The organism is Pseudomonas rossensis, assembly GCF_039888995.1.
In the GTDB taxonomy this organism is placed as follows: Bacteria; Pseudomonadota; Gammaproteobacteria; order Pseudomonadales; family Pseudomonadaceae; genus Aquipseudomonas; species Aquipseudomonas rossensis.
Map to the genome: position 1 here is coordinate 1 of NZ_JBBWCB010000086.1, position 26,775 is coordinate 26,775.

Annotated in this window: 25 protein-coding genes and 7 pseudogenes; 16 read left to right on the forward strand and 16 right to left on the reverse strand. The window is 55.3% G+C overall.

Annotated features, from left to right (window positions below):
* The 4 genes from WLY71_RS20655 to WLY71_RS20670 all read left to right on the forward strand — a co-directional run.
* Nucleotides 1-528: ABC transporter permease (locus tag WLY71_RS20655; protein WP_347805012.1), on the forward strand; the 528-nt coding region annotated here is incomplete at its 5' end.
* Nucleotides 521-1,993, forward strand: a complete 1,473-nt coding sequence (locus WLY71_RS20660; protein ID WP_347805013.1) for an aldehyde dehydrogenase family protein — start codon at nucleotides 521-523, stop codon at nucleotides 1,991-1,993. The genes WLY71_RS20655 and WLY71_RS20660, both read left to right, overlap by 8 nt.
* 127 nt (nucleotides 1,994-2,120) lie before the next feature.
* Nucleotides 2,121-2,660, forward strand: a complete 540-nt coding sequence (locus WLY71_RS20665) for a P-loop NTPase family protein (RefSeq protein ID WP_347805014.1) — start codon at nucleotides 2,121-2,123, stop codon at nucleotides 2,658-2,660.
* Nucleotides 2,661-2,840: 180 nt separating this feature from the next.
* Nucleotides 2,841-3,125, forward strand: coding sequence for a hypothetical protein (locus tag WLY71_RS20670; RefSeq protein WP_347805015.1), 285 nt, complete (start codon nucleotides 2,841-2,843; stop codon nucleotides 3,123-3,125).
* 155 nt (nucleotides 3,126-3,280) lie between these two features.
* Here WLY71_RS20670 and WLY71_RS20675 read toward each other — a convergent pair.
* Nucleotides 3,281-3,532: pseudogene (locus tag WLY71_RS20675) on the reverse strand (TetR/AcrR family transcriptional regulator); the annotation flags it as partial.
* A 35-nt stretch (nucleotides 3,533-3,567) separates the two neighbouring features.
* Here WLY71_RS20675 and WLY71_RS20680 point away from each other — a divergent pair.
* Nucleotides 3,568-3,977 (forward strand): annotated as a pseudogene (locus WLY71_RS20680) (glutathione S-transferase N-terminal domain-containing protein).
* A gap of 161 nt (nucleotides 3,978-4,138) precedes the next feature.
* Here WLY71_RS20680 and WLY71_RS20685 read toward each other — a convergent pair.
* The 9 genes from WLY71_RS20685 to WLY71_RS20725 all read right to left on the reverse strand — a co-directional run bounded on the left by WLY71_RS20685 (nucleotide 4,139) and on the right by WLY71_RS20725 (nucleotide 14,663).
* On the reverse strand, nucleotides 4,139-4,489 hold the full coding sequence (locus WLY71_RS20685; RefSeq protein WP_347805016.1) for a copper-binding protein: 351 nt from the start codon (nucleotides 4,487-4,489) through the stop codon (nucleotides 4,139-4,141).
* Nucleotides 4,486-7,644 carry an efflux RND transporter permease subunit gene (locus tag WLY71_RS20690; RefSeq protein ID WP_347805017.1) on the reverse strand — a complete coding sequence of 1,053 codons (3,159 nt, stop codon included), beginning with the start codon at nucleotides 7,642-7,644 and terminating at the stop codon, nucleotides 4,486-4,488. Before WLY71_RS20690 ends, WLY71_RS20685 begins: the two co-directional genes overlap by 4 nt.
* The gene (locus tag WLY71_RS20695) at nucleotides 7,641-9,125 is read right to left on the reverse strand and encodes an efflux RND transporter periplasmic adaptor subunit (protein ID WP_347805018.1); all 1,485 of its coding nucleotides are present in this window, start codon (nucleotides 9,123-9,125) and stop codon (nucleotides 7,641-7,643) included. The genes WLY71_RS20690 and WLY71_RS20695 overlap by 4 nt, the downstream gene beginning before the upstream one ends.
* Complete coding sequence (locus tag WLY71_RS20700) at nucleotides 9,122-10,378, reverse strand: TolC family protein (protein WP_347805019.1); 1,257 nt, start codon at nucleotides 10,376-10,378, stop codon at nucleotides 9,122-9,124. Before WLY71_RS20700 ends, WLY71_RS20695 begins: the two co-directional genes overlap by 4 nt.
* A 99-nt stretch (nucleotides 10,379-10,477) precedes the next feature.
* Nucleotides 10,478-10,819 (reverse strand): hypothetical protein, encoded by a 342-nt coding sequence (locus WLY71_RS20705; RefSeq protein WP_347805020.1) that lies wholly within the window; start codon nucleotides 10,817-10,819, stop codon nucleotides 10,478-10,480.
* Between the two features lie 74 nt (nucleotides 10,820-10,893).
* A complete protein-coding gene (copD, locus tag WLY71_RS20710) occupies nucleotides 10,894-11,832 on the reverse strand; it encodes a copper homeostasis membrane protein CopD (protein ID WP_347805021.1) in 939 nt (312 codons plus the stop codon).
* 3 nt (nucleotides 11,833-11,835) lie between these two features.
* Nucleotides 11,836-12,219 carry a copper homeostasis periplasmic binding protein CopC gene (gene copC / locus WLY71_RS20715; protein ID WP_017737057.1) on the reverse strand — a complete coding sequence of 128 codons (384 nt, stop codon included), beginning with the start codon at nucleotides 12,217-12,219 and terminating at the stop codon, nucleotides 11,836-11,838.
* A 369-nt stretch (nucleotides 12,220-12,588) separates the two neighbouring features.
* A complete protein-coding gene (locus WLY71_RS20720) occupies nucleotides 12,589-13,977 on the reverse strand; it encodes a heavy metal sensor histidine kinase (RefSeq protein WP_347805022.1) in 1,389 nt (462 codons plus the stop codon).
* A complete protein-coding gene (locus tag WLY71_RS20725; RefSeq protein WP_347805023.1) occupies nucleotides 13,974-14,663 on the reverse strand; it encodes a heavy metal response regulator transcription factor in 690 nt (229 codons plus the stop codon). The genes WLY71_RS20720 and WLY71_RS20725 overlap by 4 nt, the downstream gene beginning before the upstream one ends.
* Before the next feature lie 205 nt (nucleotides 14,664-14,868).
* On the opposite strand from WLY71_RS20725, the pseudogene WLY71_RS20730 reads away from it, so the two are divergent.
* From WLY71_RS20730 to WLY71_RS20745, 4 genes and pseudogenes are all read left to right on the forward strand, one after another.
* Nucleotides 14,869-15,222: pseudogene (locus WLY71_RS20730) on the forward strand (co-regulatory protein PtrA N-terminal domain-containing protein).
* 164 nt (nucleotides 15,223-15,386) lie between these two features.
* Nucleotides 15,387-15,926, forward strand: coding sequence for a cupredoxin domain-containing protein (locus WLY71_RS20735; RefSeq protein WP_347805024.1), 540 nt, complete (start codon nucleotides 15,387-15,389; stop codon nucleotides 15,924-15,926).
* 93 nt (nucleotides 15,927-16,019) lie between these two features.
* Nucleotides 16,020-16,271, forward strand: a complete 252-nt coding sequence (locus WLY71_RS20740) for a DUF2933 domain-containing protein (RefSeq protein ID WP_347805025.1) — start codon at nucleotides 16,020-16,022, stop codon at nucleotides 16,269-16,271.
* A 2-nt stretch (nucleotides 16,272-16,273) separates the two neighbouring features.
* Nucleotides 16,274-16,462: pseudogene (locus WLY71_RS20745) on the forward strand (YHS domain-containing protein); the annotation flags it as partial.
* A 149-nt stretch (nucleotides 16,463-16,611) separates the two neighbouring features.
* On the opposite strand, the gene WLY71_RS20750 reads toward WLY71_RS20745, so the two are convergent.
* A protein-coding gene (locus tag WLY71_RS20750) for an IS3 family transposase (RefSeq protein WP_347805033.1) occupies nucleotides 16,612-18,164 on the reverse strand; the annotation gives its coding sequence in 2 pieces (ribosomal slippage) (nucleotides 16,612-17,702 and nucleotides 17,702-18,164; 1,554 coding nt in all).
* A 75-nt stretch (nucleotides 18,165-18,239) separates the two neighbouring features.
* On the opposite strand from WLY71_RS20750, the pseudogene WLY71_RS20755 reads away from it, so the two are divergent.
* A pseudogene (locus WLY71_RS20755) lies at nucleotides 18,240-18,350 on the forward strand (heavy metal transporter); the annotation flags it as partial.
* A 221-nt stretch (nucleotides 18,351-18,571) separates the two neighbouring features.
* On the opposite strand, the gene WLY71_RS20760 reads toward WLY71_RS20755, so the two are convergent.
* Nucleotides 18,572-18,967: a DUF305 domain-containing protein gene (locus WLY71_RS20760; RefSeq protein ID WP_347805026.1), complete on the reverse strand. Its 396-nt coding sequence runs from the start codon at nucleotides 18,965-18,967 to the stop codon at nucleotides 18,572-18,574.
* A 491-nt stretch (nucleotides 18,968-19,458) separates the two neighbouring features.
* Here WLY71_RS20760 and WLY71_RS20765 point away from each other — a divergent pair.
* From WLY71_RS20765 to WLY71_RS20790, 6 genes and pseudogenes are all read left to right on the forward strand, one after another.
* A pseudogene (locus WLY71_RS20765) lies at nucleotides 19,459-19,571 on the forward strand (IS5/IS1182 family transposase); the annotation flags it as partial.
* Between the two features lie 576 nt (nucleotides 19,572-20,147).
* A complete protein-coding gene (locus tag WLY71_RS20770; RefSeq protein WP_347805027.1) occupies nucleotides 20,148-20,354 on the forward strand; it encodes a co-regulatory protein PtrA N-terminal domain-containing protein in 207 nt (68 codons plus the stop codon).
* Between the two features lie 220 nt (nucleotides 20,355-20,574).
* Nucleotides 20,575-22,494: a copper resistance system multicopper oxidase gene (locus WLY71_RS20775; RefSeq protein WP_347805028.1), complete on the forward strand. Its 1,920-nt coding sequence runs from the start codon at nucleotides 20,575-20,577 to the stop codon at nucleotides 22,492-22,494.
* Between the two features lie 232 nt (nucleotides 22,495-22,726).
* Entirely contained in the window at nucleotides 22,727-23,677 is a 951-nt protein-coding gene (locus WLY71_RS20780) for a copper resistance protein B (RefSeq protein WP_347805034.1), read from the forward strand.
* Between the two features lie 9 nt (nucleotides 23,678-23,686).
* Nucleotides 23,687-24,502 carry a c-type cytochrome gene (locus WLY71_RS20785; protein WP_347805029.1) on the forward strand — a complete coding sequence of 272 codons (816 nt, stop codon included), beginning with the start codon at nucleotides 23,687-23,689 and terminating at the stop codon, nucleotides 24,500-24,502.
* Nucleotides 24,492-24,959 carry a DUF411 domain-containing protein gene (locus WLY71_RS20790; RefSeq protein WP_347805030.1) on the forward strand — a complete coding sequence of 156 codons (468 nt, stop codon included), beginning with the start codon at nucleotides 24,492-24,494 and terminating at the stop codon, nucleotides 24,957-24,959. Before WLY71_RS20785 ends, WLY71_RS20790 begins: the two co-directional genes overlap by 11 nt.
* A gap of 161 nt (nucleotides 24,960-25,120) precedes the next feature.
* On the opposite strand, the gene WLY71_RS20795 is transcribed toward WLY71_RS20790, so the two are convergent.
* From WLY71_RS20795 to WLY71_RS20810, 4 genes and pseudogenes are all read right to left on the reverse strand, one after another.
* Nucleotides 25,121-25,303 carry a DUF1289 domain-containing protein gene (locus WLY71_RS20795; RefSeq protein WP_084317634.1) on the reverse strand — a complete coding sequence of 61 codons (183 nt, stop codon included), beginning with the start codon at nucleotides 25,301-25,303 and terminating at the stop codon, nucleotides 25,121-25,123.
* A 3-nt stretch (nucleotides 25,304-25,306) separates the two neighbouring features.
* Complete coding sequence (locus WLY71_RS20800; RefSeq protein ID WP_347805031.1) at nucleotides 25,307-25,678, reverse strand: hypothetical protein; 372 nt, start codon at nucleotides 25,676-25,678, stop codon at nucleotides 25,307-25,309.
* A gap of 43 nt (nucleotides 25,679-25,721) precedes the next feature.
* Nucleotides 25,722-26,687, reverse strand: coding sequence for a CDF family Co(II)/Ni(II) efflux transporter DmeF (dmeF, locus tag WLY71_RS20805; protein WP_347805032.1), 966 nt, complete (start codon nucleotides 26,685-26,687; stop codon nucleotides 25,722-25,724).
* An 11-nt stretch (nucleotides 26,688-26,698) separates the two neighbouring features.
* Nucleotides 26,699-26,775, reverse strand: a pseudogene (locus WLY71_RS20810) (metal/formaldehyde-sensitive transcriptional repressor); the annotation flags it as partial.

Here is a 26,775-nt window from a genome sequence, read left to right on the forward strand (position 1 = left end):
ATCGTGCCCGGGATCGTCATCGGCATCTCGACGCTGATTGCGTTCATTAGCCTGTTCGACCTGATCAACCCGTTGCTGGCGAGCTGGATACCGAGCGTTCCACGGTTGAACATGGGCTTCTTTACCGTGATCGCCGCGCACTCGCTGTTCACCATGGCGCTGGTCATGGTGATCGTGCGCAGCCGCGTCGACTCACTGGACAAGGCCTTGCTGGAAGCCTCGGCCGACCTCTACGCGCCCCCAATGCAAACGTTCTGGCGGGTCACCCTGCCGCAGATCAGTCCGGCGATCATGGCCGGGTTTCTGCTGGCGTTCACCTTCAGCTTCGACGATTTCATCATCGCGTTCTTCGTCGCCGGCTCCGAAACAACCTTGCCGATCTACATCTTTTCATCCATCCGCCGCGGCGTGACCCCGGAGATCAACGCGGTTTCGACCGTCATCATCTGCGCGTCGCTGGCGCTGCTGTTCACTTCCCGTCACCTGCAAAACCGCCGCACCGGCGTCCAGGAGTCTCACCATGCGTGATCAGCTTTACATCAACGGCGAGTGGGTCAGCCCGGATCTGGGCGGTTACCTGGACGTCATCGACCCGGCCACCGGACAGGCTTTCCATCGGGTAGCCGCGGGCACCGAAGAGGATGTCGATCATGCGGTGCGCGCCGCCAGGCGAGCGTTCGATAACGGCTGGAGCCAAACCACTGGCGCCGAGCGCGCGCAATGGCTGGAAGCGTTGGCTGATGAACTGGACAGTGGTCAACAGGCGTTGGCTGAACTGGAAGTGCGCGACAACGGCAAACCGTTGCCCGAAGCGCAGTGGGACGTCGGCGATGCGATCGGTTGCTTTCGTTACTACGCCGGGTTGGCCCGGGAACTGGATCAACAGCAGGACCAACCGCTGGCGCTGCCGGACGAGCGTTTTCGCTGTCGCATCCGCCATGAACCGATCGGCGTTGCCGGGCAGATCATCCCCTGGAACTACCCGCTATTGATGGCCGCGTGGAAAGTCGCACCGGCGCTGGCTGCCGGGGCGACGCTGGTGTTGAAGCCGTCCGAGCTGACGCCACTCACGGCGCTGGAACTGGCCGCGGCCGCCGACCGCATCGGTTTGCCGGCCGGGGTCCTGAACGTCGTGACCGGTCTTGGAGCCGACGCCGGCGGCCCGCTCACCGAACACCCTGGCGTGGACAAACTGGCCTTCACCGGCAGCGTGCCCACCGGGGCAAAAATCATGTCGGCGGCCGCTCGCGACATCAAGAACATCAGCCTGGAGCTGGGCGGAAAGTCTGCGTTCATTGTGTTCGACGATGCCGATGTCGAAGCGGCGGTGGAGTGGATTCTGTTCGGGATTTTCTGGAACCAGGGCCAGGTGTGCAGCGCCACTTCACGCTTGCTGGTACAGGAAAACATCGCCTCGCGGTTGATCGAGCGACTGGTTGAGGAAACCCGCAAGATCACCATCGGCCCAGGGCTGGAACCCGGCGTGTTGTTGGGCCCTTTGGTCAGCCGAGGTCAACACGACAAGGTCCTCGGCTTTATCGATCAGGGACTGGCCAGCGGCGCACGCCTGCTCACCGGAGGTCGGCAGCCGGCGTATCTGCCAGAGGGTTATTTCATCGAACCGGCCATCTTCGACGAGCCCGGACACAGCAGCATCCTCTGGCGCGAAGAAGTGTTCGGCCCGGTGCTGTGCATCAAGCGCTTCAAGACCGAAGAGCAAGCCTTGCAAATGGCCAACGCCAGCCGCTTCGGCCTCGCCGCCGCCGTGATGAGTGCTGATTTGCAACGTACCGCCCGCGTCGCCAACCAACTGCGCGCCGGGATTATCTGGGTCAACTGCTCGCAACCAACCTTCGTCGAGGCACCGTGGGGCGGCATGAAACACAGCGGTATTGGCCGGGAACTCGGCCAGTGGGGTTTGCACAATTACCTGGAGGTCAAGCAAGTGACCGAGTACGTCAGTGATCAGCCGTGGGGGTGGTATTTGAAATAGACGGTCGGTGCTTCAGCTCAAATACCAGCCCCAGGCCCCACCGTTGTATCGGGTGATCTGCTTGGGCCTTTAACTGGCCCTCCAGAACCTGCACAATTGCCGGCTTTTTTCGCGACAGGAAGTCCTCATGCAGCAACGGATTGTAATTCTGGGCAATGCCGGTAGCGGCAAATCCACCCTCGCCCGTGCGCTCGACAAGCGCCTGAGCCTGCCCGTGGTGCACCTGGACACACTGTTCTGGGAGCCCGGCTGGGTCGAACCCGACGCTGAGCAGTTCCGCGCACGGGTCCGCGAAGCGACCGCACCGGATGCCTGGATTTGTGAAGGCAACTATGCGCGGCGAACCTTCGACCTGCGCCTGCCCCGTACCGACCTGATCATCTGGCTCGATACGTCGCGGCTCACCTGTTTCACCCGGGTGATCATGCGCAGCGTAATGAACCGCCCTCGCCCTGACCTTGCAGCTGGCTGTACAGAGAAGCTCGACCGGGCATTCCTGACCTTTCTGAACTTCGTGTTGAATTTCGATCGTGGCTATCGCCCAGGTATCGAGGCGGTGCGCCTGGCCATAGGCCCGAAAATTTCTACGGTGCACTTGCGCGGTACCCGGCAGATTGCCGCATTTCTCGATAGCTTGCCCGCAACGCCTGGAATCTGCCTTGAATAGATGGAGGGTGACTTTCGCCTTCCCGGCAGTCGATCCGATTTGACGCAAAAAGAAAAGTCAGGTTTCGATGTGGCGTTTTTACGACTACATTTATCCGTCAGAACTACCTCTGCATCCATAGACAAGCAGATAGCGGCACGAGTGCTTACGAATACATGCTCCCCACTTCGAGGATCAGACATGCATCCATCCTTTCTGCAGCGCATCGATGAGCTCGGCGCCCTGCTCATCCACTCCAATGCAGCACGCATCGATTTCTTCCGGCGCACTAATCGACTGAAGTCGCGCCGCGGTGTTCGCTTCCAGGTGGTGACCATGCAGCTCGGCATCTTCCAGGTCATCGAGCGATACACTGGCAAGACCTGGGCCTACCGTTTCAGCTACCGAGAGGCCATGGATTTCGCCATCCAACTCGAGGAAAAGTCCAACCGTCGCAAGGGAGTTGCGCGGTCTTCGGCGAGCTGATGCCGCATCCGCGAGACGCGGTGATCGCCGATTCTGACTGTCGAACTGTTTCTAAAACGTTTTCAAACAGCCAGGGTTGTAAGCAGCCATTCGTGACGTACTGCTTTCACCCCTTCGGTCAGGCTGGAAACGGCCCACATGACGCGTTAAGCCAGTTATGTCGGAAGGAGTCCCGCCTCTTGATAGCTCTGAACCAGTTCGTCGAATAAACCGATATCGAAGCGAGTTCGGGCAATCAATTGAGCGCCAGCAACGGCGGTGTAAATGGCGCGGGCACGTCGCTCGCACACTTCAATGCTTCCCAGACCGATATCAGAGAGTACTTTCGTCAGCCATGCCACATTGATGTCTGCAAACGCCAGCACTTCACTTTTCACCTCCTCGGGCAGGTCCTGGTATTTCGCAGCCTCTACCTACCACTTGATAGGTAGGTAAATAAATCATGACTTTTCAGCAGCAACACTCCGACGCGTCGAAATTCCTAATGATGAAAATTTACGACTGGTACAACGGGCCCTACCCGGCGCGGGTCCGAATCGCGTTAGCAGAGAAAGGCCTGCTGTCCCGGATCGAGTTTGTACCGGTCAATCTATGGACAGGCGAGCACAAGAAGCCAGCGTTTCTAGCCATCAACTACTCCGGAACACTTCCCGTCCTCGAGTTGGCCGACGGTACGCTCATCGCGAGATGGCCGACATTGCGGTACTGGGCGGCATGATTTTCGCCTCGCTGGTGAAACTGCCTATACCTGATGGATGTGAAGCATTGCATGCATGGCATGCCAGAATGAACGAGCGATCAAGCGTCCAGGAATGGCGCGCCATGGCGAAACAAGGCGAGCCAAAAAACTGAGAAAAATGCATCTGGGCATGACTCACTCGCCTGCGGCAGATATCGGCTGTGGATTCAACCGGTCGATGCAACATCCCGAAGTACCGGGTTTCCTGAACAAGACGATTTACTGGTAACGACCTGCGCGACATAGTGCGCCGGTCACTTCCACCACCGCTAATTCACTTTTTTATTGAAACAATCGTCGCTCTGCCACCCTCTACTCGAAATGAAAACGACACTCGGTCTCCAGCCGTCAGCCCTGTCAGCTGATCTTCCGTCACGGAAAAGGCCATGGTCATCGGCGGCCATTGCACAGCTGGAACAGCGCCGTGAGAGATGGTCACCGTATGCTTCGTAGTATCGATAGCCTTGATCGTTCCGTCGGCGGTGGCGACTGGAGTCTGCGTTGTTTCCTGCTTCATCTGCATGCCCTCCATTCCGTCCATTTTCATGCCCGGCATATCCTCTGCGTGGGCCGAAAGAGACAGCGTAAATACGGTGCTTGCAACTGCAATCAGGGTCAGTTTCATGTGAATTTTCCTTGAGGGTTGATGGGTTCAACTATGAGGTGCCGGCGACGCATCAGGCGATAGGCTGCCGGAATGACAAACAGGGAAAGCAAGGGTGCCGTGATCATGCCGCCGACCATAGGCGCGGCGATGCGGCTCATCACTTCGCTACCAGTACCGCTGCCCAACAAGATGGGTAAAAGGCCGGCAATGATCACGGCCACGGTCATGGCCTTGGGTCGAACGCGCTGCACAGCGCCTTCACGAATGGCCGCAACCAGCCCGCGCTCAGTGTTGTCGCCGAGGTCTTCACGTTCGGCCCAGGCGTTCTTCAGGTAGAGCAGCATGATCACGCCAAACTCGGCAGAAACACCGGCCAACGCGATAAAGCCGACTCCGGTGGCGACCGACAGGTTGAACCCCAACAGATAGAGGAACCATGCCCCGCCAGTCAGTGCAAATGGCAACGTGGCCATGATCAACAACGCCTCATCAAAGCGTGCGAACGTCAGATAGAGCAACACGAAGATGATCAGCAGCGTGGCGGGCACCACCAGTTTGAGTCGTGCGTTAGCCCTTTCGAGAAACTCGAACTGCCCTGAATAACTCAGGCTCATGCCGGGCTGCAACTTGACCTGTTCATTGACGACCCGGCGTAGATCAGCGACCACCGAGGCAATGTCCCGGCCACGCACGTCGATGTAAACCCAACCAGAGGGTCGTGCGTTCTCGCTCTTGAGCATCGGCGGACCGTCCGTGACCTTGACCTTCGCCACGGTGCCGAGGGTGATCTGGCTCCCCAGAGGGGTGTAGATCGGCAATTGCTCCAAGGCGCCGAGCGAGTCACGCCATTCCCGTGGGTAACGCACGTTGATCGGGAAGCGTGCAAGTCCTTCAATGGTCTCCCCGACGTTTTCACCGCCGATAGCGCTGGCCACGATGGACTGCACATCCGAAATATTCAGCCCGTAGCGGGCGGCGGCTTTGCGGTCGATATCCACATCGATATAGCGACCACCCGTTAGTCGCTCGGCCAGAGCCGAACTGACGCCGGGTACGCCCTTGGCCACTCGCTCGACGGCCTGAGTCGCGGCATCGATCTCCGATAGATTGGTGCCGGCAACTTTCACTCCGATGGGACTCTTGATCCCCGTGGCAAGCATGTCGATACGGTTACGAATCGGCGGTATCCAGATATTCGTCAGCCCAGGGACTCGTACCACTCGATCCAGTTCTTCCACCAACTTTTCCTGAGTCATGCCTGGACGCCATTGCTCGTGCGGCTTGAATTGGATGGTGGTTTCGAACATCTCCAGCGGTGCCGGGTCGGTGGCGGTTTCAGCGCGGCCGGCTTTACCAAAGACGTGTTCAACCTCTGGTACGGTCTTGATCAGGCGGTCGGTCTGTTGCAGCAGTTGCGCGGCCTTCTGCGCCGACAGTCCCGGCAAAGCTGAAGGCATATAGAGCAGGTCACCCTCGTCCAACGGGGGGAGAAACTCGCCACCCAAGCGAGACATTGGCCATAGCGCACTGACAAAAACCAATAGCGCCACCAGCAGCGTGATCTTTGGTCGACGCAAGACTGCGTCCAGGGCTGGCTGATAGATCCGAATCAACCACCGGTTCAACGGGTTCTGATGTTCACTGGGAATTCGTCCTCGAATCCAGTAGCCCATCAGCACTGGCACCAAGGTCACTGACAATCCCGCCGCTGCAGCCATGGCGTAGGTCTTGGTGAAAGCCAATGGACCGAATAACCGCCCCTCTTGTGCTTCCAGGGTGAACACAGGAATGAACGACAGGGTGATGATCAACAAACAGAAGAACAGCGCGGGGCCTACCTCTGCCGCCGCTTCGGTCATTACATGCCAATGACGCTCACCCTTCAGTTCTTCCCCCGGGTTGGCCACGTGCCATGCCTCAATCTTCTTGTGGGCGTTCTCGATCATCACCACAGCGGCATCGACCATGGCGCCGATGGAGATGGCAATCCCGCCCAAGGACATGATGTTGGCGTTGATCCCTTGGTAGCGCATGACGATGAAGGCAATCAACACACCAACAGGCAAGGAGATGATCGCCACCAGGGATGAGCGCAGGTGCCAGAGGAAGATCCCACACACCAACGCGACGACGATGAACTCTTCGATTAGCTTGTGGCTGAGATTTTCAATAGCGCGGTCGATCAGCTTGCTGCGGTCGTAGGTGGTGACGATTTCCACCCCGGCCGGCAGGCTGCTTTTCAGTTCGTCGAGTTTGGTCTTGACCGCTGCAATGGTCTCGCGAGCATTCTTGCCGCTGCGCAAAATCACCACGCCGCCGACGGTCTCGCCTTCGCCGTCGAGTTCAGTAATGCCACGCCGCATTTCCGGTCCCAACTGAATCGTGGCGACATCGCCAAGGGTCACCGGCACTCCTCCCGAAGCCAGCTTGAGCGGGATCGCCCGAAAGTCATTGAGCGTCTTCAAGTATCCGGAAGCGCGCACGATGAACTCGGTCTCTGCCATCTCCAGCACGGCACCACCGGTTTCCTGGTTGGCCTTGCCGATCGCTTCGGTCACCTCAGCCTGAGTGATACCGAGGCTGGCCAGTTTGAGCGGATCGAGCTGCACCTGGTACTGCTTGACCATGCCTCCCACGGTGGCCACTTCCGCAACGTTGGGCAGGGTCTTGAGTTCGAACTTGAGGAACCAATCCTGAAGTGCGCGTAGCTGCGCCAGGTCGTGTCCTCCACTGCGATCCACCAATGCGTACTGATAGATCCAGCCCACTCCCGTCGCATCCGGCCCCAACGCCGGCTTGGCGCCGGTCGGCAACCGACTTTGTATTTGGCTCAGATACTCCAACACCCGCGAGCGAGCCCAGTACAAGTCAGTGCCGTCTTCGAACAGCACGTAAACGAAGCTGTCACCGAAGAAGGAATAGCCACGCACAGTCTTGGCTCCCGGTACCGAGAGCATGGTGGTGGCCAATGGATAGGTCACCTGGTTCTCGACAATCTGCGGCGCTTGTCCCGGATAAGGGGTGCGGATGATCACCTGGACATCCGAGAGATCTGGCAGCGCATCGATGGGCGTGCTCTGCACCGACCAAATGCCCCAAGCCGTGACAAACAGCGTCGCCAGTAGCACCAGGAATCGGTTGGCCACTGACCAACGAATCAGGGCAGCGATCATGGCTGGCTCCCCGATTTATCCAGACGCTCAACACGCAAACCATCATCGGTCTGGCTCACCGCAATCCGAACCTTATCGCCAGTTTTGAGGCCCTGCATCAGCGCCGGACTAGCGAGTGGGAACGTCATCGTCATACCAGGCATGCCCAGCGTCTTGAAGGGACCATGGGCAAGCGTGACTTCTTTATCGTTGATCTCAACGATCTGCCCATCCGCTTCATGAAAGCTGGAGGCTGCTACGCGGGGTGGTGACTCTTCCTCTGAGCGGGCAACAATACCCTTGAGACTGGCCTCCGAGTCGAGCAGGAACTGGCCAGAGGTAACTACCTTCTGTCCTTCTTCCAGACCTTTCACTATCGCCGTCTTGCCATCGCTTTCCTGCCCGAGTTGCACCTCCACGGGACGGTAGCGGCCGGCGTCTTCGGCAAGCATCACCAGAGCACGTCGGCCCGTGCGAATGACGGCTTCGCTCGGCACCCACAACACACTTTGCCCGGTCGAACGATTCAGGCGTACCTGCGCCGTCAAACCCGGTCTGAGGCGTCCGTCCGGATTGGGTAGTTCCACCCGCACGCGAAGGGTGCGACTGTCCGGATTGGTCTCTGGCAAAATCGCGCTGACCTTGCCGTTGAGCATTGTCCCTGGGAAAGCTGGCAGGTGCGCTTCGACTCCCTGTCCTACGGTGATCGATCCGGCATCCGATTCTGGTACGGCCACGGCGAGCCAGACGCTGCTCAAGCCATTGACGCGTGCCAGGGTGTCGCCGGTCGCCACGGTCATCCCCGCACGTACGTTCAATTCTTGCAGCACACCGGCAATGGGGCTGGTGAGCGTCAGGTACGGCTGAACCTTACCGCCACGCTCTACCTGAGCAATCAGTGCTGCCGGCATCCCGGTGAGCCGCAGTCGCTGGCGGGCCGCAGCTAACAGGTCAGCATCACCGTTGCGCTTCAGGGCAAGGAACTCTGTCTGGGCGGCTGCCCATTCGGGCACCAGGATATCCGCCAACGCCGCGTTGGCTTTGAGCACATCGCCGGGAGCATGGGCATAGACCCGCTCCACAAAGCCAGTGGTGCGTGCCTGAATCACAGCGACATCACGTTCGTTGAACACCAAGACACCTGTCACGTCGAGGCTGGAATCAAAGATTCCACGGGTGACAGTCGCAAAACGCAGTCCGAGATTCTGGGTCAGACTCGGATCGATGCTGACGGTCGCACGGTCCCCTGCGCCGCTGGCGTATTGGGGAACCAGTTGCATGTCCATGAAGGGGGATTTTCCCGGCTTATCGAACTTTTGCTGCGGGTACATGGGGTCGTACCAATACAGAGCCTTGCGTTCATCCGGTGGATTGAGGCTCTGATCTGGGGCGGTAGCTGGTACTCCGCTCATGCGCTGGTGAGCGAACCAGTAACCACCGGCAACACCCAATGCCAGCGAGATGCCTACCAGCAATGCCCCGTTCCATTTTTTAAGGATCATTGGCTGGACTCCCCATAAGCAAAATACAGACGCGCACTGGTCAGCGCTCGCTGCTCTTCCACGTCGATCTGTTTGAGGCGGGCTTCGATGAGTTCACGTCGGGCGGCAACAACGGCGTTTAAATCGCCTTTGCCGGACCGATAACTGGCCATGCTGAGTTCGACCTTTTCCTTGGCCAGTGGTAACAGGCTTTCCTGGTTTCGGCGCACGGCACGATTCAGGCGCTCATAGTCGGCCAGTTCGCTCTCTAGTTGCTGAGTGTGCTCGCGTGACAGGGCTTCGCGCTCGGCCTCAAGCTGACTGAGTTCAGCCTGTTTGGCTGCGATTTTGGGGTTTTGGCGCGAGTCAGGAAACAGCGGTAGGTCCCAGGAAAATTGCACGCTGACCATATCGCCAAACTCACGGCCACGGCGCTGATAATCCAGTTCCCAGCTCCAGTCCGACTGCTTCTCCGACACGGCTTCACGAACCTTGGCTTGCGCTTCACGGGTCATCGGCGCAAACGCTGCCAACTCGGGATGGTGTTGCAGTTTATGAGAGTAGCTTGAGGTATCGACGGGCCATTCAGGCAAGCTGCCCACAGGCTTGTCGTTGGCGGCTGAGCCAATCCAGCGTTTGAGGGCTGCTCGGGCCTGCGCTCTCTGGAGAATCAGATCATCCTGTTGCTCCGCCAGTTGAGCCGCTTCTTGCTTGGGCGTCACCGCATCGGCGGGTTGAGCGCGGCCGCCGGCAATCTGGGCCCGGACGGTATCGGTCAGCAGGCGATTTTCTTTGTAGAAGTCCTGGAACAGCGCATCTTTACGCTCAACCGAGTAGCTACTGATCCATGCCAACGCCGTGGACTGGCGTACCTTCAGACGTTCGACTCGACGCTCCGCAGCGGCGCGATCAACGGCCGCATCGGCGACCTCAATGCGCGCTTTGCGCTTGTCGCTGTTGGGCATCTCTTGCCTGACCCCGACCATTTGCATGGTCATGAAGTCCTGGTCGATGCTCCAGCGATCCGGACCGCCAATGGGGTAGTTCTGCACACCCAGCAGCAGTTTGGGGTCAGGTAGTTCACCGGCTGGAATAGCTGCACTGCTGGCAGCCTGAATTCTGGCGTCTTGTGCGGTCAGCGACGGTGCATTGTTTTCGGCCAGCCGCAACGCTTCATCGAGTGTCAATGCGGCAGCGAGGCTCGGCAATGCCAGTACGCTTGCCGCCAGACCGGCCGCGAGGGACCAGCCTGTGCAATAGCACTTGGAGTTCATGTTTACGATTCCTGTGATCATCCACTGCGCGCTTCCTCAGACATGCACGCAGATATGCCATCCCGCTAACGCGGAATGAGGCTCAGTGTGGTACAGGAATCAAGTGCGGGGCGGTCGCCATACCCCTGACGGGGTTTGTACTGGATGGGAATCTAGGGAGAAGGACAGTACGAGGGGGCTGGATAAGGTGATAGGAGGCTTGATGATGGAGACTTGCAGCATGCCACCAGTCTTGCACTCCTGGCCTGGCTTACAGGGTTTACCGTGCTCGGTGGGACTTTTCATGTCATGACAGCAGTCTTGACCCATGCCGTTCATCATCGCCATGCCCATGGTTTTCATGGGGCAGGGTTCAGTCGACGCCTGGACACCCGCCATCCCGCTGAGGGGAAGCGCCAGGCTAATCAGGAAAATCAGGCAAAACCGTAGGTAGCGTTTCATGGGCTGGAGTGTAGCCGGTGGAAATGGCCCTTACAATTCACCTACTAGACTCCTTAGTCGGCTGTCACCAACCTCTATCCTGCGCTCATTTCCATTTCCGGACTTAAAGTGCCTAACCATGCGACAAGACAAATTATGATGACTGCCATTAAAAATTCGAGTGTCATGCTGCGGCGCAAGGCATTGACCGCGGCAGAGTATTCTCCATTCCGAACTGACCGCTCCAATACCGGACTTAGGTGAAAGCGGTTCAGCGTGGCTAACACGATCATCCCGGCAAAGAGCAGGATCTTCAAAAACAGCAGGACACCGTACGTACTGAGCATCACTTCATCGAGATTTGGACCGATGACAAACAGATAATTCACTACGCCTGTGATGCTTATGATCACTACGATCACAGCGCCGGCCGATTCAAAACCAGTCAGCACCCGTGCAAGAATTCGAGCTTCTTGTTCGCCCTTTAGCGATTTCAACCGCAGCAGTAGAGCGAATGCCAATAGAGCACCCAACCAGCCACCTGCGGCTAAAAGATGGAATATATCGGTGATGAAATGCCAGTAGCGTCGGCTGCCTTCATCCATGGCACCGTGCCCTGTCCAAGCCAACGTCGCCAACGCAATCGCTCCGCATACGGTGACGATCCAGAGACTGGGTGTCGGAAATCGCTTATTCAATGCGACGCCAATAATTGCCATCACCAAGGCAGCTATTCGGACCATCCAGGTCAACCCGACGTCGGTCCCCATGAGGACCATTTCAAAAATATGGTGATGTAGCTCCATAAGCTCCGACACACCGCTCATTGCTTTCGCAAGCAACAACATGGCGACAAGGGATAGAGCTACACCTGCGACAGAAGTACCGTAAAGAAGCGACTCAAAATTCAAGACCGTGCCCGATACTCTTTCCTTTCCCCTGAGGCTGTACAAGCCGAAAATTGCCAATCCGAATAACAACATCAGGTCGAAATAAAGAGCAAAGCGAACCACAATATTTATTGAGTCGCTCATAAATCATTTCACTTTAAATGAGAAGTTGCCGGTGATCGGGTGAGTGTCCGAGGAGACCGCACGCCATTCGACTTTGTAGGTACCGGTGGTCAAAGGTGCTGCCGGTGTAATCACCATCGTTTTCGGATCACCGCCACCAGCGACGGCGGCCTTAACACCCATTGGGGAGTTCGGCATGCCAGGCATATCGGTCATGATCAGTTTTGCACCGGAAAACTGAGTGGTGAGATTCTCAGAAAAGTGCAGTTCAATTTTCGAAGGGGCCGCCGCATCCGAGCCTTCTGCCGGAGTGGAAGAAAGGAGCTTTGGATGTGCTTGAGCAACTGCACTCAGAAGCAAACCAGCGGTAAGTGCAACAGCTACGGTGGTAGTTTTAAGGAATGACATGCAAGACTCCTCACAGCAAGAGCTGTTGATTCGAGGTTTGTTTGGGAATATCTAGTTTTTACTTTTCGATTCTTGTTAAAACCACTGATGATTAGCTAGTAGCCTCCGTGTTCTAGGGCAGGTTGAACACGAGAAACTCACTAGGCCCCAACGTCACAGTGCAAGACCACGATGCCACACGAACGCAAACTGTTCGATTACATTTCAGTCAGCTTGACGCGGTGTTTGGCCTCGAATTGGCGGGCGTAGCGAGACTTAAAGACGAGACCGCGTGCCCGCGACACCTGGGTTTTCACTCATTCAAAAATAACGAAAGTGGACGCTGGGCGCAGGCTGAGAGATCGCCGTTGATCGCAAATGCGCCGTTGTTCAGCTAACCCTCAAGTCAACACTAGGAAACTCTAGATGAAAGGCCGTTCTTCCATCAAAGGACGTACACCATATCTTTCCATCATGCGCTTCAATTATTGATCGGGTAATTGAAAGACCTAGCCCCGCGTTGCTGGGACTGCCTTCTCGCCGAGCTGGGTCCACCCGGTAAAAGCGATCGAACAGCTTTTCAAGATGTTCGGGAGCAATGGGCTCTCCTTGGTTCTCCACAACGACCAATACCGACATATCCTTCTGCTGAATATCGACACTGATGGACTTCCCTTCATAGGTGTAGCGCAGCGCATTTGAGAGCAGATTAGAAATGGCTCTGTGGAGCATAAGAACATCGCCTCGAACACTGCCCCTTCCTGAAACCGTGAGCTCAATGCCTCGCTCATCAGCCAACAGGCGGTAGTATTCGAGCAATTTCTCTACGACTTCCACCAGGTCTATCGGTTTGTTCTCGTGCGTGATCAGACCATTGTCAGACTTCGCCAGAAAAAGCATGTCATCGATCATTCGCCCCATACGCTTCAAGTCATCAAGATTGGAGTACAGGTTGTCTTCGTAGTCCTCGATATTCCTTTTTCTAGAAAGCACCACTTCCGTGTGGGTCATCAAGTTGCTGACGGGGGTCCGTAACTCGTGAGCAATGTCCGCAGAGAAATTCGATAAACGAACAAACGCATCGTCCAACCTAGATAACATTGCGTTGAATGACAGCACCATTTGCTGAAGCTCTTTGGGAACCGGTGCTAATGGAATACGCTCTTTGAGTGATTTAGCTGACATTGAAGCCGCGACCTGAGTGACTTGGCTAATAGGCCGCAGGCCACTGCTCGCGACCATCCAGCCCAACGCTGCACTGACCAGCGCGCTGATCACCAGCCCTATCCAAAACCATCGCTCGAGCGTCTCGAAAAAGGACATATGCTGAGTAACGTCAAAGATCAACATGACGGTCAATGGCTTGTCTTGTCCCGTCACAATGGCTTGTGCCGTCACACCACGGAACATCTGCTCTTGATCTCGCCACTCCCAGACGTTGTTGTTTGGAATGGTGCGGAATTCCTCCGGTACATCGACGGGACCGGGATCAGCAAACAGTAGTTTGCCGCCACCATCGATTATTAGAGCAGTCAAATCACGGTGAGCGCCAAGCAGCGCCTCTAGCTCAGGCTTAACATCACTGAATTGATCAATGCTGTTCAACCCCGTCAGAATTCTTTGAGTCGAATTGAGCTTTTCATTCAGCGCCTGCTGATCCAGCATCTTGAAGTGATGCCGGCTGAGGTTATTGAAACTGAGTCCGGCAACAGTGAGAACGGCCGTTACCGCGAGCATGAACATAAGGCTCATGCGAGCTGTCAGGGACATTCGGTTCATTCCGACTCCGAATCAGGTGCGTCGAGCATGTAACCCATTCCCCTTGCGGTATGAATCAACTTGACCTCAAAGTCGTCATCTATCTTGGCCCTCAACCGTCTCACTGCAACCTCGATAACGTTGGTATCGCTGTCGAAGTTCATATCCCAAACCTGGGAGGCGATAAGTGACTTTGGCAGCACCTCCCCTCGACGTCGTAGCAACAGCTCAAGCAACGCAAACTCTTTGGCCGTAAGGTCTATGCGCTTACCTCCACGAATGGCCCGACGCTTGAGCAGGTCCACCTCCAGATCAGCCAATTTCATATAGGTTTGCGAGGGAGCGCCGTTACCCCGACGCAGCAACGTTCTGACACGAGCCAACAGTTCAGAAAATGCGAAGGGTTTGATCAGGTAATCATCTGCCCCGAGTTCAAGTCCTTTCACTCGATCTTCAACGCGGTCTCGCGCCGTGAGGAAGAGCACGGGAACATCTTTTCCGGATGCACGAACCTTCTGAAGTACTTCCCAGCCATCCAGCCCAGGCATCATGACGTCTAGAATCAGCAGGTCATAGGCCTCGCTCAAAGCGTGCTGAAGCGCCACTTTGCCATTGGTAAAGCGATCCACATTGAACCCCGCCTCCGTGAGTCCTTGCTCCAAATAGATACCTATTTTGGGTTCGTCTTCAGCAACCAGAAGTCTCATGAGGGTGGCTCTCGGATAATGATGAAGCGCAGTCTGCAACGAAACACGCCAGCCAACCAGCAACTGACAGAAAAGTAATGTTGGCTTCAGGTAGATGTCAGCAAGCGCTGTCTAGGGTTCAAGCATGAGTACTTCCTGGTGCTCGACCGTCTCTTCAGCATGAAACGTTTGGGAGCCGGAAAACAATTCCATAAGGAGTTACCCCATGAATCGCCTGAAAATGCTGTTTTTTGTGAGCTCGATACTCGTCTCAGCTTCTGTATGGGCTGAAAGTGGTGGAGACCGGGTGATAGAACGTATGGAAGGCCTGCGCGACAAAGCTGAAGCCGTACTGATTCAAGCTGAAAAAGCCCCTGAAGGACAGCGTCATGTCCACATGGCCGAGCATATGAAGATGCTCGGCGACATCATGAGCCAACTCCATAAAGAGCATCCAGACGCCTAAATGTCACCCCAGCAGCACCTGGCCTGGATGGAAAAGCACGACAAAATTGTCGACGACGTTTTGAGCCAAATGCAACGCGAGCACAAGCTGATGCTTTCAGAGAACCACCAGTGAGCAACTCGCTGAAAAGAGCTTTTTGAACAGTCTTGTTGAATGCGGCGTCATCTGGACGCCGTGTTTTTTTTGAAAACTGACAGAAATGTAGTGTTCAGGTCAGTCAACTGGCAGCCCCGCATCATTAGCATAGCCAGAGTTTCCCACTTACTCTCGAGGTCACCATGAAAGCTAAGCTCGTTACCCCTGTCATCGCAGCAATCACTCTACTATTCGGTGCTACGGCCATGGCCGACGTAGGTCATGGGAAAGAGGGCATCGGCCAGCCTGGAGTCGCCTCTGAGGTTACCCGTACGGTGGTGGTGGAGATGGGTGATATTTTCTTCAAGCCTGAAAGCATCGACGTAAAACCTGGTGAAACCATTCGATTTGTCCTTCGCAATGAGGGTTCGATGCTGCACGAGTTCAACATCGGCAAAGCCGCTGCTCATGCAGCGCACCAAAAAGAAATGGTAAGCATGTTCCAGAACGGGACGCTTAACCCCACCGGTACCGGGAAAACGACGAGCAACATGGGCCACAGCATGGGTGGAATGAAGAAGGTCGGAATAATGGAACACAACGACCCGAACAGCGTCCTGATCGAGCCAGGCGCAACCCAGGAGCTGATCTGGACCTTCAACAACAGCACTGGGCTTCAGTTTGCCTGCAACGTGCCGGGGCATTATCAGTCAGGGATGGTTGGTCAGTTTGACCTGAAGTAAGCCGGAGCTGGCTGCTAACACCGCTTCGACGCAAGAGTTGGCTACGCTCTGTCGCAGAGATCACAGCAACGCTCACACAGTGGGGTTTAGATCATGAATAACCATCAGCATCCGGATGGAAACACCACCGCACCATTTTGGAGGAGCAAAACAGGCGTCGTACTGATCATGCTCATTGCGATTGGTGCCTTCTACGTGTTGCGGGAGCATTTCAGCCACGTTTATCCATTTTGGCCTTATCTGATTCTGTTGATCTGTCCATTGATGCATTTTTTTGGACATGGACATGGCGGACATAGCCATGGCGATCAGGCAGCAACCCACAAGGACGAAAAAGGGAAATAGCCATGCCTACCATATCGAGCCACCACGACCACAGTCACGCTCAGGCTGCCCCGCCTCATGACGGTGATCTACGCGACCCGGTGTGCGGAATGGCGGTTACGCCCCCAAGCAAGTATGGCGAGCTTTATAACGGACAGACTTATCAATTTTGTAGCCTGAAATGCCAAGAGAAGTTTCGAGCAGATCCTGAGCGCTACAACGGTGCTCATCCGAGCGCAGAACCCCACGTCACCGCTCCAGGGCCTGTGGTACAAGCAGGCACTGAATTTACCTGTCCGATGCACCCGGAAATACGCCAGCCCCGGCGTTTTTCAAGGTGGTTGTCGCGTCAACCGTCTAACTATGCCGCTCTTTTCTCGACCTGTTGCTCTCGATCCGGGTTCAACAACACGGTACCGATCGGCTCCCAGTTACGTGTTCGACCCGACCACCGTTCCGGTTTTTTCTCTTTGGCTCGTTCGTACAGTTCATGTCGCCGGGCCAGGACCTGATGGTCCAGTCCTCGATGCCGCTCAGCCGGTGTGACGAAGCGGATACGGCTATGCCGGTGTTCGTTGTTGTACCAACGCATGAAATCCCTCACCCAAGCTCGTGCGGCGTCCAAACTGGCAAAGCCGTCCTGCGGCCATTGCGGGCAGTATTTCAGCGTTCTAAACAACGACTCCGAGTACGGATTATCGTTGCTCACCCGCGGTCGGCCCCGCGAGGGCGTGATGCCCGGTTCGTACATCTTGCTCAACAGCGTCACTGACTTCATCGGCGCGCCGTTGTCCGAGTGCAGCACCAGCGGCTCGCGTAAACACTGCTCGCCGATCACGCTGCGTTGCAGTAACGCAGCGGCTTTCTCGCCGCTTTCCGCGTCGTAGACCTCCCAGCCCACGGCCTTGCGGCTGTAAATATCTTCGATCAGATAGAGGTAGCAATACTTGCCGCGTATCGGCGACGGCAGATACGTGATGTCCCACGACCACACCTGATTGGGCCATTTGGCCGCATGCGTCGTCGGCGCGGCGTACCGCCTGGGGCGCTGACTACGGCCTCGATGTTGCTGTTGACCCGTCGCTCGCAAGACGCGATAAAACGTCGCCTCCGACGCCAGATAGCGCCCTTGATCGGCCAGGCGCGGCACGATCTGGCTCGGCGGCAGATGGACGTACTCGCGACTGTTGCACAGCGTCACAATGCTCTGTCGCTCAGCCTCGCTCAGTGCATTTCGCGGCGTTGGCCGTGTGACAGTCGTTCGGGCATCGGCCTGGATAACGTCTGTTTCAGTCCATCGTTGCAAGGTCCGCAGCGATAGACCGATTTCCCGGCAGGCCCTGATTTTTCTGGCTCCCGCCGCGACCGCTTGGCTCAGCCAGTCAACGAGTAACTGCCGTTCTGGCAAAGACGTCAGTTGTCCTCGTTGTCGGTCCCCCAGTAGTCGTTGAGCTTTTTTCGCAGCACCAACAACGCGGCTGTTTCAGCCAGCGCCTTGTCTTTGCGGCGCAGTTCGCGCTCAAGTTCCTGGATGCGTTTCTTATCTTTGCGAGACTGCTCCCGATCTTCTTTTTGCTGGGCCTTTTCCGATTTCTGGCCGGTGATGAAGGCTTGTCGCCAAGCAGTGATCTGCTCGGGGTAAAGGCCTTTGCGGCGGCAATACTCGCCCAAGTCGATCTCGGACAAACCGGCCGCTTCAAGGACGACAGCAAACTTGGTTTCGGCTGACCAGTTCTGGGTCGATTGTTTGTTTTCGGACACTGCACTTCCTTCAGAACTGAGCTGCTTGCGCCAGTTGGACAAAGACATTTCGCTGACCCCTTCGCGCCGGGAAACCTCGGCCATCGACAGGTTCAGTGGGGGAAGCAGCATCTTGAGTAATGCGGCTCTGCGTTCAGGTGAATAGTACGGCACGACCAGTCTCTTTCCGCCCCCGATGTGCTTTTTTAGGAAAAACCGGAGAGGCGACAACTATCCTGACACCGGGGGGTTTCCGTGGATCGGGCAGTCGGTAAGGTGAGCGTTGAAAGCAGCCAAAGCCCAGAGCAGGTTCGTAAAGCTGTCGAGGCGTTAGGTTTTCCTTCCCAGATCAGCGCCTGAGAGCGCTGATTCTCTCCCAGGGTAAGAGCCCCGCATGCCCAGGCTCCCCTTGGGTTCATTTCAAGCCATGGACCAAGCGGAGCTTGGTTTTTCGTCCCGTACCCGTTCAAGGTGATGTGCACTGGCGGCGAATTACCGGCCAAACTGGTGCGGCTATTTCTGTCGAAGATGCAGTGCACAGATCGACATCACCATGGTCATGGTCATGGTCATGGTCATGGTCATGGTTTTTTATTAGCTTTAATCCACTGATCAAGTACGGCGATTTCCTTTTCCTGTGCGGCAATTATGTCTTTGGCCATACGGAGCATCTCTGGATTTTTTCCGCTCTTGAGTTCGGCTTGCGCCATCTTGACTGCCATCTGGTGATGCATGCGCATGTTTGCCGCGAAGTCATAATCCACATCGCCGGTCTTGGACATACCACCCATTTTTTTCATGCCGTCCATCTTCGAGTGATCCATATGCTCGGAAGACATCGGCATTGTTTCGCTTTTCGCGGGCTCTGCGGCACTGGTCCACGTCGGCGCTGTTGCCATCACCGCGACAGCCATCGCGACCGCCCTTACCGATAAAGTGAACCGGCTAGAGCTGTTGTGCTTGATATGCTTGGACATTGTGAATCTCCTGTTAGAAGGCGGAAGATTGGCATATACATACCATTGCCCCTGCGTACAGAAATCGCCATTTCTGTACCTGCAATTGGGGCCCGACTAGCCTTAGCCACTGCTGAGGCGCCATGTGAGGGGCATCGGAGTGTTGGTCATAGCTATGTTCTCCTTGCTAGCAGTGGTGTTGGGACCATCGAGATTCGACAGTTTCGGTTAAAAAAGCTGATCATTTCGGATAGATAGCGAATTAGGATATTGCAGACAAATACCAGTCTTAATGCGAGCAAAATGCTGTTTCATAGCAGTCAGGAAGTGCGTGCTCAGGGTTCATATTTCACCCTAGACCACGCTAGGCGAACAGTCGAAAGAAATCAATATTACATTCCTGTCAGCTTCTAGTTGGTTAGCATTTCGTGGCGAATAGCCCTTAGGGAACTGAAAAAAACTTCCATCGCTGGGGAATACCCGTATCGCACGACCTGAACGGTTGAACCCCGATAAAACAGATCGCCTTCGCCAATACCGAGTATGCCGGAAACCCAAGCAGACCCGCGACCGCTTCCTGATTCAGATGGATCAGATCTTGCCGTGGCAGGGTTTAGCCGCACTATAAAAGGGTAAAGTCGGTCGTGCAGCGTATACGTCGGCGAGGCTCAAAAAAAAACCACTTCAAATCTGGGAATTGGACGGTGAAATTGCTGCCAGCGACCCTTTTGGCCTTTGCTTATTAGTCACCTCGTGGCTACGGTAAATTAACGCTCTTTCTGCGGAGCCAAGCGCTTTCTCAAAATTAATACTCAAACCTAATCACCTTCAGTAACGCTACTATTTACCACGATACCGAATAATCAATGCTGACCGCGTGCGTTCAATCCGACGCACTTCAATTTCAGCACAGGAACTAAAAGCCTCTCGCCACCTTGAACGTGAACGGAAGCTTACAAAAATACATAGCTAAAATTTTATTCGGTAAATGGCGGTTATGCGATCGCTGGATGATCGAGACCTTACGGAGTAACTAGCGTGTTCCTCAAGAGAATATCGCAACCTGTCACAACTGTAATATTGGCCTAAGGTTCCTGACAGGGGATGAGTCTTATAGTCCTATTGAGCATCAAGCTCACCCCGAAGAATCATCATCTGATGTGGATTCGGGGGTTACCAATACTCATCCGAGGAATACCAAATGACACCCATCAAAACTTTGTTTGTCGTCGCTGCCCTGACCGTCTCTTCTTTGGCTATGGCTGAAGGCGGTGGTGACCGGGCGTTCGCACGTATGGAAGCGGCCAGGAATAATTCAATGGAATCGTATCAAGTAGCCCAAAAGCAAAGCACCCAACCTCCCATCGCAGAAAGCCAACCCAAAGCGATGGACCACAAGAATTGCTGAATAGCTTGCTGCGTTCCCAAGCTGACAGAAATGTAATCACTGTGGTGGTTCAAATGTGGCAATTTCTGAGCTCGCTTGCCGTAAGTACTCGTTTTTAGTGACGGCGAGCGAAGCTCATTCGGGCTCATCACAAAACCCCGAGAGAGTGCCTTCAACCTGTTTGAGCAACTCATTGGTTGCTTCGCACGGCTTCCCTTTTGACTGATCGGACATAAACGGCATGCATTCCAAAACCTCTAGGCGGACATTCGTTAAAGGCCTGGCCGCTGGTGGCATTCTCGGCGGCCTTGGTCTGTGGCGCACTCCTGTATGGGCAGTGACCAGCCCTGGTCTGCCGAGCGTTCTCACCGGTAACGAATTTGATCTGTTTATTGGTGAAACCCCTGTAAACATAACTGGCTCGCCGCGCACAGCCATGACCATCAATGGTTCGTTGCCCGGACCTTTGCTGCGCTGGCGCGAAGGCGAGATGGTCACACTGCGTGTGAAAAATCGCCTAGACCAAGACACCTCCATTCATTGGCACGGGATCATTCTGCCCGCCAACATGGACGGTGTACCGGGTTTGAGTTTCCATGGCATCGCGCCCGATGGCATGTACGAGTACAAATTCAAGGTGCATCAGAACGGTACGTACTGGTACCACAGCCACTCTGGTTTGCAGGAGCAGGCAGGCGTTTACGGTCCAATCGTCATCGACTCGAAAGAGCCTGAACCTTTTCAATACAACCGCGACTATGTAGTGATGTTGACTGACTGGACCGATGAAGACCCTAGTCGCGTCATGGCCAAGCTCAAGAAGCAATCGGACTACTACAACCACCACAAACGTACCGTGGGCGACTTCATCGACGACGTCAGCAAGCAAGGTTGGTCTGCTGCCGTGGCCGACCGGAAGATGTGGGCTGAAATGAAAATGAACCCCACCGATCTCGCAGACGTCAGTGGGGATACTTACACCTATCTCATGAATGGCCAGGCGCCGAATGGTAACTGGACCGGTATTTTCAAGCCGGGCGAGAAGCTGCGCCTGCGCTTTATCAACGGCTCAGGTATGAGCTATTTCGACGTCCGCATCCCTGGTTTGAAAATGACCGTTGTGGCGGCTGACGGCCAACATGTCAAACCAGTCAGCGTCGATGAATTCCGCATCGCCGTGGCAGAAACGTATGACGTGATCGTAGAACCTGCCAGCGAAGAGGCTTACACCATCTTCGCCCAGTCCATGGATAGAACCGGTTATGCACGCGGTACCCTGGCGGTTCGCGAAGGATTGCAGGCACAGGTGCCTGCGACCGATCCTCGGCCTCTTTTGACCATGGATGACATGGGAATGGGCGGTATGGCGGGCATGGACCATGGCAGCATGGCTGGTATGGGCGGCGGCGATATGAAACAAGGTGACATGTCAGGCATGGCTGGCATGGACCACAGCAAGATGTCGAGCATGGACCAAAGTGACATGACCGGGATGACCGGCATGGACAGCGGTGATATGACTAACATGGCCGGTATGGACCACAGCAAGATGGCGGGAATGGACAAAGGCGACATGTCCAACATGGCCGGCATGGACCACAGCAAGATGGCAGGGATGGGCGGTATGGGTGGCGAAATGCAGACTCACCCAGCCTCCGAAACCAACAACCCCTTGGTTGACATGCAAGCCATGAACCCAACGCCAAAGCTAAACGATCCAGGCATCGGTTTGCGGAACAATGGTCGTCGAGTGCTCACCTACTCTGATCTGAAAAGCACGTTCCAAGACCCTGACGGCCGCGAGCCCAATCGCACCATTGAGCTTCATCTGACCGGTCACATGGAGAAGTTTTCGTGGTCCTTCAACGGAATCAAATTTTCTGACGCCGAGCCGCTTCGTCTGAAGTATGGGGAGCGTCTTCGCATCACCCTGGTGAACGACACCATGATGACCCATCCCATCCACCTTCACGGCATGTGGAGCGACCTTGAGGATGAGAACGGCAAGTTCATGGTGCGCAAGCACACAATCGACATGCCACCAGGTACCAAGCGCAGCTATCGAGTTACCGCTGATGCCTTAGGTCGCTGGGCCTATCACTGCCATCTGCTTTTCCATATGGAAATGGGCATGTTTCGTGAAGTGCGGGTTGATGAGTAAAGGAGACGATCTGTGAGCACATACCTAAATCGTAAATCGCTGGTGGGTTGCCTCTTTGCCATTGGCCTGTTGGGTGGACACTCGTCCGTGGGACTGGCAGGGGATGATAGTAGTGACCATTCACCTGCGACTCCTGCGAAAGCAACGAACCAGCCCGCAACTACGGCAACCGAGTCAAAGCCCGATCACGGGTCAATGGATCATAGCAAGATGAGCCATGAGTCGATGGATCATGACCAAAAAACCAAAAAGGCAGATTGAGATCATGACCAGTAAGTTTTTACGCCCAACGTTGATGGCACTGGCAGTCTCTACCAGTCCTGCTTTCTTTGTCGTGGCTCACGCCGCTGAAGAAATGGATCACTCCAAGATGGACCACGGCTCAATGGGGGCTATGGATCACAGCAAGATGAGTATGGATGACGGGAAAATGGACGGAATGGAAAGTATGGATGGAGGGGCGACTACCACCAGTCGAACCCCAGTCCCCGTACTTACCGACGCTGACCGTGCAGCCGCCTTTCCAGATGTTGCTGGTCATGGTGTCCACGACAAAAAACTCAACTCCTTCATGCTGCTGGATAAGTTTGAGTACCAGGATGCTGACAACGGTAGTGCATTGGCCTGGGATGCAAAAGGATGGATCGGCGGTGACGTTGACCGACTGTGGTTGCGCTCGGAAGGCGAACGTACCAATGGCGTAACTGAAAACGCTGAACTCTCAGCACTTTGGGGGCACTCCATCGGTCCATGGTGGGATGTCGTCACCGGCGTACGACAAGACTTCAAGCCCGGGTCACCACAAACTTGGGGAGCGCTCGGTATTCAGGGCATGGCCCTCTATAACTTTGAAGCCGAAGCGACTGCCTACATCGGTGAGAACGGTCAAACCGCTGCTCGATTGGAAGGCGACTACGACATTCTGCTGACCAATCGCCTGATCTTGCAGCCGACGGCCGAAGCCAATTTTTACGGAAAAAATGATCCTCAGCGCGGCATTGGGTCTGGATTGGCAAACACCGAAGTAGGGCTCCGATTGCGTTATGAGATTGTTCGCCAATTTGCCCCTTACATTGGGGTTAGCTGGAGCCGCTCCTACGGCAATACGGCAGACCTGGCCAGCGATGAAGGAGACGATGCGAACGAAGCGCGATTTGTCGCCGGTATTCGGATGTGGTTTTGAGGGCCTGACATGAAAAGAACATTGAAAACATTGACTGCTGCCGGGGTGGTCGCCGCAATAGTAGGTGCCGGCGTGGTGTATTTTGGTGTGATTAATGTTGGGGCGGATGATCCACATTCCGATCCCGTTTACGCGCTACTTTCCACCGCTCGGGATCGCTCGATCGAAGTGCGCTCACGCGACATTAAAGTCCCCGACCTGAGCGAAGAAGCTCTCATCCGCGCAGGTGCTGGCAACTACAACTCTATGTGCATCGGTTGCCATCTGGCTCCGGGTATCGCAGGAACCGAGTTAAGTAATAGCCTTTACCCTGCACCTCCAAATCTTTCAAAACTGGGCGTTGATGGAAACCCTGCCGCAGCTTTCTGGATCATCAAGCATGGAATCAAATCCACAGGCATGCCCGCTTGGGGTAAAAGCATGGCCGATCCCTACATATGGGAAATGGTCGCTTTTCTCCAACAGCTGCCTTCATTGGATGCAGAGCAATACAACGCTCTAGCAACCAGCAGCGGCGGTCATCAACACGGTGGCGGCGAGAGCAAAATGCATAACCATGAAGGCGAGCATGAGGGCCAAAAAGGGGCTGTCGCCGGGCATCATGATGCGGGGGCAGCCGAAGAGATAGCCGAAGCAGGCGACCATCATGGCGAGAGTAACAGCGACCATGCCCATGAGGCGGCCTCACCGCCTTCTCAGGATGAAAGTACCGAACACGCCCATCCTCTGGTTGTGGAGGCTTCACATGACGCTCCTGCAACTCCGGCCGTTCAGCCAAACACTCATACCCACGCTGATGGGAAGGAGCATACCCATGCGAAATAACTTTCTTCGTCCCGGTCGGGCACTTCGCCTCGCTGCATTCGCGGCTCTGTTTATCAGTTCAACTGGTCATGCAGCAGAGTCGCTGACGATCGACGTCCATCGTGACGCTAACTGTGGATGCTGCAAGAAGTGGATCCAGCACCTTGAAGCTAACGGCTTCACCGTCGTTGATCATGTAGAAACCAACATGAGCGCGGTCAAGCAGAATCTCGGTGTTGCTCCACGACTCTCGTCCTGCCACACAGCAATGATCAATGGAAAGTTTGTTGAAGGTCACGTGCCCGCCGAGCAAATCATTGCGATGAGCAAACGTGACGACCTTCTCGGGATCGCCGTTCCTGGCATGCCGGCTGGATCTCCAGGCATGGAAGTCAACGGAAAACGTGATGCTTACCAGGTAATCGGCTTGTCCAAAGCAGGCGCAGACCAGGTCATTGCTGAATACCCCGGCAATTAATCTGGCCCTGTCCATCTAACGCTGCATGGCTACCGTCCACCCTGGCCATGCAGCGAGAAATGCTTTGTCCATTAGGTGTTCAAGCAGTAGAAGAAGTTGTAAGGGGGCCGAGGACAGCAGCAAGGGAGGACGCATTACAACTGTGGCCTAAACTGTGGCGTTCAATTATGCTTTTTTTGCAAGCTTTTCAGGCGCAGGGTCGCGCGTTGTACAGCGGCCATCTTTTCTGGACGCTTCATCCGCTTCCATTTTCTGATGTCTTCCTTGGTGCGACCGCAGCTCAAACATAGTTCGCTGTTCAGCTGGCAAACGGAAATACACGGGTTTTCGATGTCCTTGGCCATGGTTTAACTCCGCGTGGATCGTGTACGGGTTAAACGCTGCCGCCAGTCACCGGCATTCGACCGCTGACATTGCTCTTCAGTATCGAAATGCACGTTGGCCGACACCTGACTGACGTGAACATTCGCTTCACTTAACGCCAGGGTCGTCAGTTCGAGCATCCGCTTGTCTTGCCCATTGGCAAGCACCTCATCCCTGTTGGCATCGGTGTCGAAGACCCAAACAACCATCAGACTGGAGGGAAATCGCGCGTAATCCACATCGTGAGTCAACCAAGAGAAGCCCACTATCTCTGCTTTGGCCGTCTCGCAGGCCTTGGTCAGAGCAGCAATCAGACGACGTTCGATTTGCGATTGATCCCGATTGCTCAAAAGCATATCTCGATCCTTATTTTCATTTCAGTCGACTATGCGTTCATTTCTAAGCCGGAACGGAGACTTGTACCGGTGAGTCAGCTCCCAGCTTCGTGCGGTATTCAACAGTCAGATGCATGACTTCATGAACCGTAGCAAGCCGTCCTCGTATGTCTTCGGCATTCACTGCGGGGCTGCCGAGGACGCTCACAATCGCGGCTCGGGCCTGAGGCCCTACCTGCCAGACATGAAGATCAATGATCGAAGCATCTCCAGGCATTTCAACCAGTTCACGAATTTCTTGGGCGACATGATCATCTGTCTGGTCGAGCAATACACCCGCAGTCACCCGCATCAACGACCAAGCCCAGCGTGCAATGACAATTGCACCCAAAATCCCCATTGCAGGGTCGAGCCATACCCAACCAAGGTATCGGCCAGCAAGCAGAGCAGCGATGGCCAGAACCGAGGTCAGGGCATCTGCAATGACGTGAACGTAAGCAGAGCGCAAATTATTGTCGTGACCATGCGCATGGTGAGATTGATCGTGGCCGTGGTCATGCCCATGGTGATGGTCATGACCGCCGGAGAGCAAAAGCGCGCTCACGACATTCACTGCTAGTCCGACGACTGCGATAAGAGTCGCCGTCCCGAATTGCACTTGAGTCGGTTGAAAGAGGCGGAATAGCGATTCCCCGCCAATGCCCAGGGAGACCAACCCCAAAATCAGAGCAGAAGCGAAACCGCCCAAGTCTCCAACCTTGCCAGTTCCAAAGCTGTAGCGAGCACTTGATGCATGCCTTTTTGCGTAGCCGTAAGCAGCCGCGGCTATACCGAGTGCTCCTGCGTGCGTTGCCATGTGAAATCCATCGGCAAGCAACGCCATGGACCCTGTGACATAACCTGCGGTGATCTCAGCGACCATCATTACGACGGTCAGTGCCACCACCCACAAGGTTCGCTTGGCGTTTTCTTCATGCGATGCCCCCAAGAACATATGGTCGTGGGCATAGTCCGTGTACGAATTACTCATCTGGGTAAATCCTATTTGGAATAGCGGCGAATAGCTTCGAGGAGCTCGTCGACGCCTTTCGCTCTTTCTTCGTTGCTGAGTGTCGGAT